General features: G+C 66.1%; 10 protein-coding genes. 2 read left to right on the top strand and 8 right to left on the bottom strand.

The genetic code is table 11. The features are described 5' to 3' along the window. Positions 1-12: 12 nt before the first annotated feature. The 6 genes from NT151_13170 to NT151_13145 all read right to left on the bottom strand — a co-directional run bounded on the left by NT151_13170 (position 13) and on the right by NT151_13145 (position 5,250). Positions 13-1,068, bottom strand: a complete 1,056-nt coding sequence (locus NT151_13170) for a sulfate ABC transporter ATP-binding protein (protein ID MCX6539866.1) — start codon at positions 1,066-1,068, stop codon at positions 13-15. After that, entirely contained in the window at positions 1,065-1,928 is an 864-nt protein-coding gene (gene cysW / locus NT151_13165; GenBank protein MCX6539865.1) for a sulfate ABC transporter permease subunit CysW, read from the bottom strand. Before cysW ends, NT151_13170 begins: the two co-directional genes overlap by 4 nt. A 103-nt stretch (positions 1,929-2,031) precedes the next feature. Next, positions 2,032-2,883, bottom strand: coding sequence for a sulfate ABC transporter permease subunit CysT (cysT, locus tag NT151_13160; GenBank protein ID MCX6539864.1), 852 nt, complete (start codon positions 2,881-2,883; stop codon positions 2,032-2,034). Further along, positions 2,843-3,841, bottom strand: a complete 999-nt coding sequence (locus tag NT151_13155) for a sulfate ABC transporter substrate-binding protein (protein ID MCX6539863.1) — start codon at positions 3,839-3,841, stop codon at positions 2,843-2,845. Before NT151_13155 ends, cysT begins: the two co-directional genes overlap by 41 nt. 41 nt (positions 3,842-3,882) lie before the next feature. Continuing rightward, the gene (locus NT151_13150; protein ID MCX6539862.1) at positions 3,883-4,347 is read right to left on the bottom strand and encodes an Rrf2 family transcriptional regulator; all 465 of its coding nucleotides are present in this window, start codon (positions 4,345-4,347) and stop codon (positions 3,883-3,885) included. A gap of 123 nt (positions 4,348-4,470) precedes the next feature. Continuing rightward, entirely contained in the window at positions 4,471-5,250 is a 780-nt protein-coding gene (locus NT151_13145) for a hypothetical protein (GenBank protein MCX6539861.1), read from the bottom strand. Between the two features lie 150 nt (positions 5,251-5,400). Here NT151_13145 and NT151_13140 point away from each other — a divergent pair, with 150 nt between their 5' ends. Next, positions 5,401-7,152 carry an amidohydrolase family protein gene (locus NT151_13140; protein ID MCX6539860.1) on the top strand — a complete coding sequence of 584 codons (1,752 nt, stop codon included), beginning with the start codon at positions 5,401-5,403 and terminating at the stop codon, positions 7,150-7,152. A 143-nt stretch (positions 7,153-7,295) separates the two neighbouring features. Here the strand turns inward: NT151_13140 and metH are convergent, their stop codons facing one another. Then, the gene (gene metH / locus NT151_13135; protein MCX6539859.1) at positions 7,296-11,201 is read right to left on the bottom strand and encodes a methionine synthase; all 3,906 of its coding nucleotides are present in this window, start codon (positions 11,199-11,201) and stop codon (positions 7,296-7,298) included. Between the two features lie 8 nt (positions 11,202-11,209). Beyond that, positions 11,210-12,178 carry a metalloregulator ArsR/SmtB family transcription factor gene (locus NT151_13130; protein ID MCX6539858.1) on the bottom strand — a complete coding sequence of 323 codons (969 nt, stop codon included), beginning with the start codon at positions 12,176-12,178 and terminating at the stop codon, positions 11,210-11,212. 197 nt (positions 12,179-12,375) lie between these two features. Here NT151_13130 and NT151_13125 point away from each other — a divergent pair, with 197 nt between their 5' ends. After that, a complete protein-coding gene (locus NT151_13125; GenBank protein MCX6539857.1) occupies positions 12,376-14,061 on the top strand; it encodes a M28 family metallopeptidase in 1,686 nt (561 codons plus the stop codon). Positions 14,062-14,318: the final 257 nt, after the last annotated feature.

Raw genomic sequence — 14,318 nt, 5'->3', positions numbered from 1 at the left:
GGTTTAGCTCCGTCACTCCCTGACGAACAGATCGTGAGACTGGGGGCTGATGAACACGACCGCGTCACGCGCCAGCTTCAACTGGTCGCAACGTTCCGGAGACATCTCGACAAACACCGGGTCGCCCCATTCGGCCCGCAGCTCGATCTTGACCGAGGGCCCAGCCTTGTTGACGTGGACGACGGTGGCTTTGAACGTACCGCTCGTGGGCTCGGCGTGCACCTGGAGCAGATGTGGCCGGATGAAGAGGCGAGCCACATCGGCGGGTGCACCGGCCTTGTTCGGCAGGTCGACTTCCAGCCCGCCCAGGTAGGCCTTGTCACCGGCGACGCGCCCGACAAACAGGTTTACCTCGCCGAGGAACTGGTAGACGAACAGGCTCGCGGGTGAGTGATACACGTGTTCAGGGGTGCCGACCTGCTCGACGCGCCCCTGGTTCATGATAACGACGCGGTCCGACAGCTCAAGCGCCTCCTCCTGATCGTGCGTCACGAAGACCGTGGTGACGCGCAGTTCGGCATGGAGCCGCCTCAGCCACCGCCGCAGCTCCTTCCGCACTTTCGCGTCGAGGGCGCCGAACGGCTCGTCGAGGAGCAACAGCCGCGGTTCGACCGCCAGCGCGCGGGCCAGGGCGACGCGCTGACGCTGCCCTCCCGAGAGTTGCGCGGGGTAGCGGTCGGCGAGAAAGCCCAGTTGAACCAGGTCGAGCAACTGCTGTACGCGGCTGCGAATCTCCGATTCCGGCGGCCGGCCGTCCTTCGGGCGGACACGGAGACCGAACGCGACGTTTTCGAAGACGGTGAGGTGGCGGAACAGCGCGTAGTGCTGGAAGACGAACCCGACCTTGCGCTGGCGTGCGCCCTGGCCGGTCACGTCCACATCGTCAATGGCCACCGACCCGGAATCGGGCAGGTCGAGGCCGCCGATGACGCGCAGCAGCGTGGTCTTGCCTGAGCCGGATGGCCCGAGCAACCCGACCAGTTCGCCCGTTTCGACACGCAGCGACACGTCCTCGATGGCGGCAAACGTGCCGAAGTGCTTGGTGAGATGCGCGACTTCGATGCTCATGACTGAAGGTCCGTGAGACCGGCCTGCGGTGCGGCTGAGGGGACCAGTGTTCGGTCGGTCCGCCACGCGACCACCGACTTGGCGGCCAAGGCGACGATCGCCATCAGCGTCAGCAGCGACGCGACGGCAAACGCTGCGGTGAAGTTGTACTCGTTGAACAGGATCTCGACGTGCAGCGGCAGCGTGTTGGTCTCGCCGCGAATGTGGCCGGACACCACCGACACGGCACCGAATTCGCCGATGGCCCGGGCGTTCAGGAGGATGACGCCATACAGCAGGCCCCACTTGATGTTCGGAAGCGTGACGCGCCAGAACGTCTGCCACCCGGATGCGCCGAGCGCGATGGCCGCTTCCTCCACCTCCGTGCCTTGCTCCTGCATCAACGGGATGAGTTCCCGCGCGACGAAGGGGACCGTGACGAACAACGTCGCCAGGACCAGCCCGGGAAACGCGAAGATGATTCTGACCCCGTGCGCCGACAGCCATGGCCCGAAGACGCCCTTCGCCCCGAACAGCAGCACGAAGACGAGGCCGGAGATCACGGGGGAGACCGCGAACGGCAGATCGATCAACGTGATCAGGATCGTGCGGCCTGGAAAGGTGAACTTCGCGATGGCCCACGCGGCGGCGACGCCGAACACGGTGTTGAGCGGCACGACGATCAGCGCGATGAGAAGAGTCAGGCGGATGGCGCTCTGTGCGTCAGGTTCGGTGATAGAGGCCCAGTAGACGCGCCACCCCTGCTCGAACGCCTGCGTCAGCACGGACACGAGCGGCACCACGAGAAACGCCGCGAGGAAGGCGAGCGCCACCGCGATCAGCAGCCACTGGACTGCCTTTCCGCCGCCGCCCCGCGTCATGCCGTCCTCCGCCGCGCCAGCGCGCTGCCGAGCCCACTCTCCCGAGTCCGCCGTAGGGGCAACCCCCCGTGGTTGCCCGATCCGGGACGCAGGTCTCTGGCGTTCATGCCATCCTCCGCCGCACCATCCACTGCATCAGGTTGATGCCGAGCAGCAGGGCGAACGACATGCCGAGCATGACACTCGCCAGCGCCGTGGCGCCGGCGTAGTCGAACTGCTCGAGTCTGGCCATGATGAGCACCGTCGTCATCTCGGTCCGCATTGGCAGGTTGCCTGAGATGAAGACGATGGAACCGTACTCGCCGAGCGCGCGCGCAAACGCCAGCGCTGTGCCCGTTGCCAGGGCCGGCAACACCGTCGGGATGATGATGCGTGCCGTCGTCTGGAACGGCGTGGCGCCCAGGGACCGGGCGGCTTCCTCAACTTCGGGATCGAGGTCTTCGAGCACGGGCTGCACGGTGCGCACGACAAACGGCAGACCGACGAAGGTGAGGGCCACGACGACGCCGGCAGGGGTGTAGGCGATGGGGACGCCCCACGAGTGAAGAAAGCTGCCAATCCAGCCATTGGGCGCATAGACCGCTGTGAGAGCGATGCCAGCAACCGCCGTCGGGAGCGCGAATGGCAGATCGACGATGGCGTCAACCAGCCGGCGCCCCGGAAACCGGTAGCGCACGAGCACCCATGCGACCAGCAGGCCGAACACGCCGTTCAACCCCGCCGCTGTCAGCGACGCGCCGAGCGTGAGTCGATAGCTGGCCAGCGCGCGCGGCGTGGTCACCGTCGCCCAGTACTGGGACCAGGAGAGGTCGGCCGCACGCAGCACGAGCGCGGCCAGCGGGACCAGGACCACCACGCCGAGGTACAGCAGCGTGTAGCCCAGCGTGAGACCGAGCCCGGGCAGCGCCGAGCGGCTACCGCGCAACGACGATCTGATCGAAGATGCCGCCTTCATCGAAATGCCTCTTCTGCGCCGCGTCCCAGCCGCCGAACATCGCGTCCGCGATGCTGACCAGCGTGAGTGTCGGGAACCGCGCGCCAAGCCTCGCCATCACGTCAGCCGCGCGCGGCCGGTAGAAATGCCGGGCGGCGATTTCCTGGCCCTTCGGCGAATACAGGAACTCAAGGTACGCCTGGGCAATGATGCGAGTGCCGCGTCGATCGACGACCTTGTCGACAATGGCGACGGGCGGTTCCGCCAGCATGCTCGTCGAGGGGGTGATGATCTCGAAGCGGGTGCGCCCGAGCTTCTCCTGGGCGAGAAACGCCTCGTTCTCCCACGAGAGCAGCACGTCGCCGATGCCGCGCAGGGCGAAAGTCGTGGTCGAGCCGCGGGCGCCCGAGTCGAGCACCGGCACATTCCTGAAGAGCGCCGCGACAAAGTCCCGCGCATGCAGCTCGTCGCCGAAGCGCTTCCTCGCAAATGCCCATGCGGCCAGGTAGCTCCAGCGGGCCGCGCCGGACGTCTTCGGGTTGGGCGTGATGACGGAGACGCCCGGTTTGACCAGGTCGTCCCAGTCCTTGATGCGCTTCGGGTTGCCGGCGCGCACGAGGAACACGATCGTGGAGGTGTACGGGCAACTGTTGTTTGGCAGCCGGGTCTGCCAGGTGGGCGGCAGCAGGCCGGCCTGGCGACTGATGGCATTGATGTCGTAGGCGAGCGCAAGCGTCAGGACGTCGGCCTCGAGGCCGTCAATCACAGCCCGGGCCTGCTTGCCCGACCCGCCGTGCGACTGGGCGATGGTCACCCGGGTACCGGTTTTCGCCTGCCAGCCTCTGGCGAAGGCCGTGTTCACTTCCTGGTAGAACTCGCGCGTCGGATCGTACGAGACGTTGAGCAATGTGACCTGGGCCGCCGCCCCCGATGCGGAGAGCAAGACCGCCGAGAGGGCGGCGACGAGCCGGGCGCGCAGAGCAGGAGTTCGTATCAAGGTATCCCGTTGGGGCAGGTCCGTCAGCGCGATTTCGACGCCGATCGACGGCGTCGCTGTCGCGCGGGAGGCTTCGCGTCTGCCACGACGTCGGCCAGCATCGTGTGATCGAGGATGTCGGCCGTGGCATCGCGGACCCGCTTCATCACCGCCCGGACGCCGCACCGCGCCTCGTCTTCGCACTCCAGGCAGCGCGCATAGGCCGTCACGCTGACGCAGCCGATGGGCGCGAGCGGCCCTTCGAGTGTGCGGACGATTTCGCCAAACGAAATAGTGTTCGAGGGGCGGCCGAGCATGTATCCGCCACCCTGGCCCTTCCGGCTCTGGAGGATGCCGCGCCGCTTGAGCTCGAGCAGGATCTGGTCGAGGAACTTCTTCGGGATGCGCTCGGCGAAGGCCAGGCGGGTCACGTTCATGAACGCGCCGGCCGGTTCCGCGGCCAGGCGCAAGGCGGCTTTGAGGCCGTACTTGCACTTACGGGACAGCATGACGCTGAGAAGTCTACTTATTCACTAGACTAGAGTCAATAAATAGACAATGACGCCAAACAAAAGCGCCCCGGCCCGCCTGAGGCGAACCGGGGCTGACATCAGGAGCGAGGCGCGGGCGCCCTACTCGAAGACTTTCTCGAGCTTCTGGTACTCGACGTGCATCAACTCGATGGCTTCCCTGATCTTCGCCTCGTCTCCGCCCGCCAGCGTGCTGGAGAGCGCGGTGAGCGATTTCGCGAGACGGTCGCGCTGGGCCGTGAACTCGGCCGCTTTGGCCTTGAGACGGTCGGGCAGCGTCGCCTTGTCGAGGGCGGCCATCTTCACCTTGAGCGTCTCCACCGATGCGGCCACCTTCGCCACGACCAGCGGATTGGTCTGGGTGTGATAGAGCACGTAGAGGGTGCCGTGGAAATCATCGAGTTCCGGCAGCACCGGTTTGATGATGCGCACCAGCTTTTCGTACTGCGTGTGCAGCGCTTCGGCGGCCTTGAGCAGATCCTCGTTCTTGCCGCTCGCGACGGCGGCCTTGTAGCCGGCGCCGGCCTTCTTCAGATCGGCGAGGCCAACGGCCCACTGCGGGGCTTTCTCACGCAGAATGCCCGGCAGTTCAGCCTCGCTGATCGCGGCGATGTGCTTCTCGATATCCGGCAGCATGCCGGAGAGCGCCTTGTAGTCCTTGTTGGGCCAGGCGTCATGCCACATCGGCATGATGGTCTCGTGCATGGCGTCGAGTGCCGGCACTTCGGCCTTGGCTTCGGCGGGTCGCGCAGGCTGCGCAGCCTGTGCCGCGGGCTTGACCGCCGGCGCCGCGGGCTTGGCGGTTTGTGCCGCGGCGAACGACGCGGACAGGAGGCAGAGGCCGATCAGGGCGAGACCGGCCATACGGAGACAACGTGACATAGGCATGAATCCTCCGGGGACAGTAATCAGCTGATCGTAGCATGCAGGAGAGGGGTCTGGGTTGGGCGCCGCCCAGCGGTTTGACCTTGTGATGCCGGCTGGATTGCGTTAGAACTGACACGGCGCCATCCGCCGCAAGGAGGTTCTGTCGTGCCGATCGGTATTCGCGGGTCCATTCGCGTATTCGCCCTGCTCGTCGTGTTTTCCGCTCTGACGCTGACCGCCGGGCCGGTGGCTCAGGTGCCCGCGCGCGTGGAGCCGGCCACGCTGGTCATTCACAACGGGAAGATCGTGACCGTTGACGACGTCAGGCCAGAGGCCCAGGCGCTCGCCGTTCGGGGCGACAGAATCGTGGCGGTCGGCACGGAAGCCGACATCAAGCCATACATCGCGGCGTCGACCAGGATCATCGATCTCAAGGGTGCGCTCGCCGTGCCGGGCATCATCGAGAGCCACGGTCACTTCACTGGAGTTGGACAAGCCAAGTTGCAGCTCAACCTGATGAAGACGACGAGCTGGGAGCAGATTGTGGCGATGGTGGCCGAGGCGGCGAAGAAGGCCAAGCCAGGCGAGTGGATCTCGGGTCGGGGCTGGCACCAGGAGAAGTGGACGAAGCGGCCGGAGCCGAACGTTGAGGGATTCCCAACGCACGAATCGCTGAGCAAGGTCTCGCCGAACAACCCGGTCGTGCTCGAGCATGCGAGCGGCCACGCGACGTTCGCCAATGCCAAGGCGATGGAACTGGCGGGCATTACGAAGACCACGCCCAATCCGGCTGGCGGCGAGATTCTGAAGGACGCGGCTGGCAACCCGATCGGCGTGTTCCGAGAGACGGCCCAGGGTCTGTTCGGTCGGGCCGAACGTGCCGCGCGCGACAAGATGACGCCGCAGGAACGGAACGCCGAAGCCCGCCTTGTCGTGCAGTTGGCAGCCGAGGAATGCCTCTCGAAGGGCGTGACGACGTTCCATGATGCCGGCGAACCATTCTCGACCATCGACCTGTTCAAACAGGTGGCCCAGGAAGGGAAGCTCGGGATCCGGCTCTACGTGATGGTGCGCGAGAGCAACGCCCGCCTGGTGGAGAACCTCGCCAAGTACAAGACGATTGGATTTGCGGACAACCACGTGACACTGCGCACCATCAAGGTCACCATCGACGGTGCCCTGGGATCGCGCGGCGCGTGGTTTCTTGAGCCGTACGCGGATCTGCCTGGACATACAGGGTTGAATACGACGCCGGTCGACTCGGTCCGCGAGACCGCGAAGCTCGCCATCGCGAATGGCTATCAGCTCGCCATCCATGCGATTGGCGACCGCGCGAACCGTGAAGTGCTCAACATCTACGAGGAGGCGTTCAAGGCCAATCCCGACAAGAAGGATCTGCGGTGGCGCGACGAGCACAGCCAGCATCTCAATCCGGCCGATATCGAGCGGTTTGGCAAACTGGGCGTCATCGCGGCGATGCAGGGCATCCACTGCACCTCTGACGCGCCGTATGTGCTCGCGCGGCTCGGGGCAAAGCGCGCCGAGGAGGGGGCGTACGTCTGGCAGAAGCTGATGAAGTCGGGCGCGATCATCTCGAACGGGACCGATGCGCCTGTCGAAGATGTCGATCCCATTGCCAACTACTACGCGACGGTGAGCCGGCGATTGAAAGACGGATCGGTGTTTTTCGGCGATCAGCGGATGACGCGGATGGAGGCGCTGAAGTCATACACAATCAACGGCGCCTTTGCCGCGTTCGAGGAGAAGATCAAGGGGTCGCTCGCCGTCGGCAAACTCGGCGACGTGACGATCCTGTCCAGAGACATCCTCACGATCCCTGAGGATCAGATTCCCACGGCGAAGGTGCTGTACACCGTCGTGGGCGGCAAGGTGATGTACGGGGCGGGTAGCAAATAGACGGGATTGGGGATTCGGGAAGAGCCTGAGGGAACGGACCCCGGAGCCGCGTCTTTGAAACTGGAGGCCGGGTCTTCCGCCTTCGCGAGGCGCTTCGGCGGACCGCCGTAGCCTTGGCGGAGGCGGTCACACCCGGCGGCCGCTCACCCCAGGTTCGGCGCGAGCCAGGCCTCGGCTTCCTCCACCGTCATCTTCTTGCGCGCCGCGTAGGAGACGAGCTGATCGCGGCCGATGTGCCCGAGGTTGAAGTATTTTGCGCGCGGGCTCGCGAAGTAGAGTCCGCTGACGCTGGCAGCCGGCAGCATCGCACAGTTTTCCGTGAGCGTGATCCCGACCGCCGGCGCGTCGAGCAGGTCGAAGAGTGCCTGCTTCGAGCTGTGATCGGGGCATGCCGGATAGCCGAAGGCGGGTCTGATACCGCGATACCGCTCGGCGGCCAGGTCGGCGGCCGACAGGTCTTCGCCAGTGTCGTCGCCCCACTCGCGGCGGACCCTGGCGTGTAGATATTCCGCGAAGGCCTCGGCCAGCCGATCGGCCAGCGCCTTCACCATAATCGCGTGATAGTCGTCGTGCTTCTCCGCGGCGCCCGCAGCGAGCGCATCTGCTCCAATCCCGGCGGTGACGGCAAACGCCCCGAGATAGTCGGTGCGGCCGCTGTTGCGCGGGGCGACGAAGTCGGCCAGGCACAACTGGGCACGGCCCTCTTCGACCACCTCCTGCTGACGCAGCATGGGAAACCGCGCGATCTCGCGCTGGCATGTCTCGTCGCTAAAGAAGACGATATCGTCGCCATCGCTGCCTGCCGTCCAAATCCCATAGACCCCGCGAGCCTGCAACGCGCGATCGGCGGCAAGTGCGCCCAACGTGGATTGCGCCTCGGCGTACAGGTCGCGGGCGGCCGCGCCGTATTCCGCGTGATCGAGAATGGCGGGGAAGCGGCCCTTGAGACCCCAGGCCGAGAAGAAGAACGTCCAGTCGATACACGGCACGAGCGCGCCGAGATCGACATCCACAACGGTGCGTCGTCCCGATGCCGTCGGGATCGCGATCGGTTCGGTGGCCCAGTCGATCGCCAGCCGCCGGCCCCGCGCATCGTCGTACGACAGCAGCACGCGCGCCTGGCGGTTCTTGTGCCGCTCTCGCAGTTGCTCCTGCACCCGCCGATTCTCCGCGCCAAACTCTGCGCGCCGCGTATCGCTCAGCAGGCTCGACATGACGTCGGTGACCCTGGACGCGTCGGGCACGTAGACGGCCGTGCCGCTGTATTCCGGGGCGATCTTGACCGCCGTGTGTTGGCGGCTGGTGGTCGCGCCCCCGATGAGGAGGGGTAGGGTCAGGCCGCGCCGCTCCATCTCACGGGCCACCTGCACCATCTCGTCGAGCGACGGCGTGATGAGGCCGCTCAGGCCAATCATGTCGGCCCGTTCGTCTACCGCCGCGCGCAGGATGCGATCGGTCGGCACCATGACGCCGAGATCGACGACCTTGTAGTTGTTGCATCCCAGGACCACGCCCACGATGTTCTTGCCGATGTCGTGGACGTCGCCCTTCACCGTGGCGAGCACGATGGTGCCACGCTGGCGGTGTTCGGTGCCGCTCTGCCGCTTCTCTTCCTCCATGAACGGTTCGAGATGGGCGACGGCGCGCTTCATCGCGCGGGCGCTCTTGACGACCTGGGGAAGAAACATCTTGCCCGCGCCGAACAGCCCGCCGACCGTCTTCATCCCGTCCATGAGCGGGCCTTCGATGACGGCGATCGGCCGCTCGTACTTCTGCCGGGCCTCCTCGACATCCAGGTCGATAAAATCCAGGACGCCGTGCACGAGCGCGTGCGAGAGGCGCGCTTCCACCGTGCCGTCCCGCCACGAGAGGTCGGCGCCTCTGTGCTGCGCGGCGCCGGTGACGGTCGTGGCCAGCTGTACGAGGCGCTCGGTGGCATCGGGCCGCCGGTTGAAGATCAGATCCTCGACGTGCTCCCGCAGATTGGCGTCCACATCCTCGTACACGGTGAGCTGCCTCGCGTTGACGATCCCCATGTCGAGGCCGGCTCGGATCGCGTGGTACAGGAACACCGCGTGAATGGCTTCCCGGACACGATCGTTGCCGCGGAACGCGAACGACAGGTTCGAGATGCCGCCGCTCACCTTGACGCCGGGGCACGTGGCCTTGAGCATCCTGGTGGACTCGATGAAGTCGACGGCGTAGTTGGTGTGCTCCTCGAGTCCCGTGCCGATGGCGAGGACGTTCGGATCGAAAACAATGTCGAGTGGATCGAAACCGGCCTCGCGGGTGAGGAGGCCATACGCGCGTTGGAGAATCTGCACTCTCCGCTCCACGGTATCGGCCTGTCCAGCTTCGTCAAACGCCATCACGACGACGGCGGCGCCGTAGCGACGGATGAGTCGCGCCTTGTGAAGAAAATCCTCCTCGCCCTCCTTGAGGCTGATCGAATTGACAATGGGCTTGCCCTGGATGGCCTGGAGACCGGCTTCGATGACCGACCACTTCGAGCTGTCGATCATGATGGGGAGCCGGGCAATCTCGGGTTCGGTCGCAATCAGGTGCAGGAACTCCGTCATCGACCATTCGGAGTCGAGCAACCCTTCGTCCATGTTGACGTCGAGCAGGTTGGCCCCGCCGCGCACCTGGTCGAGCGCCACCTCGGCGGCTTCGGCGAACTTCCGCTCTCTGATGAGGCGGCGGAAGCGTGCCGAACCGGACACGTTGGTCCGCTCACCGATCATGATGAAGTTGCTGTCCGGGCGGATGGTCAGCGGCTCGAGGCCCGCGTACTGAGTAAACCTCGGGAGTCGGGAGTCGGGAGTCGGGATTCGGGCGAGCGGTGTGACGGGTGAATTCCTGGGAGCGCCGGGCTCCAGCCCGGCACGCGTCCCGGCCACGCTGGAGCGTGGCGATCCCAGGGAGCCTGCCTGCGGTGAGCCTGTCGAACCCGTCTGAGGGATTCCGCGCGGCAAGTCGGGTTCGGGTCTCCCGCCTTCGCCGGGCATCGGTGACACCGGCTTCGGCGTGGCAGGCGGGATGCGGGACGATCGCGGGCGGACGCGGGCCACCGCCTCGGCAATCGTGCGGATGTGATCGGGCGTGGTGCCGCAGCAGCCTCCGACAATGTCAACCAGGCCCGCGGCCGCGAACTCGCCGACGATCTGCGCGGTCTCGGCCGGTGTCTCGTCGTACTGGCCGAAGGGGTTGGGCAGTCCGGCGTTGGGGTAGCAGCTGACGTGGCAGGTGGCCACCTGCTCGAGTTCGACCAGGTGCGGCCGCATCTCCCGCGCGCCGAGCGCGCAGTTGAGGCCGACGCTGAAGGGACGCGCGTGGGCCACCGACAGCCAGAAGGCCTCGATCGTCTGGCCGGAGAGCGTCCGGCCGCTGCGATCCGAGACGGTCACCGAAATCATGACTGGCACGCGGGACTGGCGTTGGTCGAAGACCTCTTCGATGGCCACCAGCGCCGCCTTGGCGTTGAGCGTGTCGAAGATGGTTTCAACCAGCAGGCAGTCGCATCCGCCATCGAGCAGGCCGCGCGCCTGTTCGATGTAGGCATCGCGGAGCTGGCCGAAGGTCACCGCCCGGAATGAGGGGTTGTTGACGTCCGGCGAGATCGACAGTGTCTTGTTGGTCGGGCCGATGGCGCCCGCCACGAATCGCGGCTTGCCGGGCGTGCGGGCCGACCAGTCGGCGGCGGCGGCTCTGGCCAGCTTCGCGGCTTCGAGGTTGATCTCATAGACGCACGATTCGAGGCCGTAGTCCGCCTGCGCGATCGACGTGGCGTTGAACGTGTCGGTCTCGATCGCATCCGCGCCGGCCTCGAGATACGCGTGGTGGATGCCCGCGATGACGTCGGGACGCGTCAGCACGAGCACGTCGTTGTTGCCCTTGAGATCCCGCGGGTGGGCGGCGAACCGGGCGCCGCGATAATCGCCTTCGGTCAGGCGGTGGCCCTGTACCATCGTGCCCATTCCGCCGTCGAGGACGAGGATGCGCGTCTTGAGAATCCCGGTGAGGATGGCTGTGGTGTCGGTCGTCGCCATGGTGCCTCCTACTTGCGCCTGGTCCGGGCGCGCCGCGGGCGCCGGGGAGGCTCCTGTTTGCGCCCGCTGGCGATGGTGACGGCGAAGGGGCCCCCGGCCCTGCGCGCCCCCAACTGGACGCTGACATCGACGAGCCCGGCGGTCCGCAGCATGCGGGCAATGGCGTCATCGGCGAAGCCGAGCCACTGATCGCCGAGCCGCTCCTTGACCCATATCTGGTCGTGAGGCCGCAGCTCGAGCACGAGCAGGCGGCCGCCCGGCCGGAGAATCCGAACGGCCTCCGCGACGGCTCGGGCCGGATCAGCGGCCTGGTGCAGGGCCTGTGACAGCAGCGCCACGTCGACGCTCGCTGCCTCGATCGGCAGCCGTTCGATGTCGCCCCGCTTCCAGGTGACATTCGTGATGCCGCGTTTGCGGGCGAGGGCGCGGGCCCTCTGCAGCACCTCCGGGTCCCGATCAATCGCGATCACGCGGCGCGCCCACCTGGCGGCTTCGACCGTCAGGTAACCCTCGCCGCACGCGAGGTCGGCGACCTCAACGGGCGGCAGCAGAGCCCCGAGCGCGCGGGCCCAGGCGGCCCAACTCCGGCCCGGCACGAGCAGTCCGGCGTCTGAGGCGTGCGGGTCGAAGTTCTCGCGCCTCACGCGCAGCACTTCCTGGAGGCGCGCCTCGTCTCCGCGGACGAGCGGACTGGTGCCCATCCCGCTGGCGTCGCTGTCGATGTGCGTCCAGAGGCCGGAGAGCGGTCCGCTGGCGAGGGCCTGGCTCAATCGGTAGTACGTAAATCCGCCGGCAGGCTCCTCGTCGACCAGGCCCGCGTCCTTGAGCAGCCCGAGATGGCGTGAGACGCCGGATTGCGCCAGGCCGAGCACGGCGGTCAATTCGGTCACGTTCAGACGCTCGCGCGAGAGCACCCGCAGGAGGCGCAGCCGCACCTCTTCGCCGAGCAGCCGGAAGATGGCAGCAACCTCAATCATATCTATAAATCTACATGATGTGATGTGGTATGAGCAACTCGCCGGCGTCAGCCGGTCCGGGCGCACCATCCGCGTGGACGGGTCCGGGTCGGCCCGGGCCAGGCCCTCAGGCGTGAGGTGCACAAAAGCGTCGGCCTGACCATTCGGGCTACAATGCGGGTCCGACGATCCGCATCTTCTCGCTTCTTGAGGGAATCATGACGAAACGACTCGCATTCATCCTGTCCGGAGTTCTGCTGGCCGCGGCGTTCGGCGCAGGCCTGCTCGCTCAAGCGGCGAAGCTCCCGGTCGTGGCGCCGTCGATCAGCGTTCCGGCGCTGCTGGATCACGTCAAGGTGCTGTCGTCCGACCAGTTCGAGGGCCGGGCACCCGGCACGCGTGGTGAAGATCTGACGGTGGCGTACATCGAAGACCAGTTCAAGAAGGTCGGCCTCAAGCCAGGCAACCCGGACGGCACCTACATCCAGAAGGTGCCGATGGTCGGCATCACCCCGGATCCCTCGACATCGCTGACCTTCGCGAAAGGGACGGTTACGCAGACGCTGAAGTTCAAAGACGACGTGGTCGCGTGGACCAAGCGCGTGCAGCCGCGCGTCAGCCTCGACGCATCCGACGTGGTCTTCGTGGGCTACGGGGTGCAGGCGCCGGAGTATGGGTGGGACGACTACAAGGGCGTGGATCTTACCGGCAAGACGGTGATCGTGCTCGTGGGCGATCCTCCAGTGCCGGACCCCAAGGACCCGACCAAACTCGATCCCAAGGTCTTCGGCGGACGGGCCATGACGTACTACGGGCGCTGGACCTACAAGTACGAGATGGGGGCCGAGAAGAAAGCGGCCGCGGTGCTGATCGTGCACGAGACCGGGCCCGCGGGGTATCCGTTCTCGGTGGTGCAGGGCAAGGTCAAGGAACAGTTCGATCTGCTGACGCCCGACCAGGGGCTGGGGCGGGCGGCTATCGAAGGCTGGATCACGCTCGATCAGGCAAAGGCACTCTGCCTGCTCGCCGGCCAGGACTACGCCGCGCTCAAGAAGCAGGCGCTCACGCGCGACTTCAGGCCGGTGCCGCTCGGGGTGACCGCCTCGATGACGATCGCCAATACGATCCGCACGATCGATTCGCGTAATGTGGCCGGCAAGATTGTGGGCAGCGATCCCAGGCTCAAGGATGAGTACGTCATCTTCACGTCGCACTGGGACCACTTCGGCATCGGGGCGCCCGTCAACGGCGACAAGATCTACCACGGAGCGCTCGACAACGCGACCGGCATCGGCGGGATGATCGAGATCGCGCGGGCGTACGCGAAACTGCCGGTGGCCCCGAAGCGTTCGCTGCTGTTTCTGGCGGTGACGGCCGAAGAGCAGGGTTTGCTCGGATCCGACTACTACGCGCGCACGCCGCTCTATCCGCTGCGAAGCACGCTGGCCGCCATCAACATGGACGGGCTGAACGTCTACGGCAAGACGCGCGACCTGACGGTGGTGGGGTTGGGCAACTCTGATCTGGACGACTACGCACGCGACGCCGCGGCCGAGCAGGGGCGGCACCTCGTGCCCGATCCGAAGCCTGAGGACGGCGGCTACTTCCGTTCGGATCATTTCCCGTTTGCGAAACAGGGAGTGCCGGCCATCAACGCGGGCGGTGGCGAAGACGTGATCGGAAAGCCGGCAGGCTGGGCGCGCAAAGCCCAGGACGAGTACACCGCGCTGCATTATCACAAGCCATCAGACGTCATGCGTCCGGACTGGGACATGGCCGGAGCCGTCCAGGATCTGCAGGTCTACTACGTGATGGGATACCGCGTGGCGCAGGCTGACAAGTTTCCCGAGTGGAAGCCCGGCACCGAGTTCAAGGCCCGCCGAGACAAGATGATGGGAAAGTAGACGGGATTCGGCGTTCGGAATCGGCAGGAACCCGTAGGGGCGGGTCCCTGTGCCCGCCCGAATGACGAGGGGCAACCACGGGGGGTTGCCCCTACGCGTGCATTACCGCTTCTTTGCGGTCTTCTTCACAGTGGTCTTCTTACCGGTTCCGCATCCTCCGCATTTCGCCATGACGTGTTTCTCCATTGACGACGATGTTGTCAGTGCAGGGGCGTTGACAGAGCGATTCTACACTAGCAGTCCGTCTCCGCCATGTG

Source organism: Acidobacteriota bacterium, assembly GCA_026393675.1.
Taxonomy (GTDB): domain Bacteria; phylum Acidobacteriota; class Vicinamibacteria; order Vicinamibacterales; family JAKQTR01; genus JBAXOX01.
Note: the sequence above shows the minus strand (reverse complement) of the source record. Positions and strands in the feature narration are given on the sequence as shown.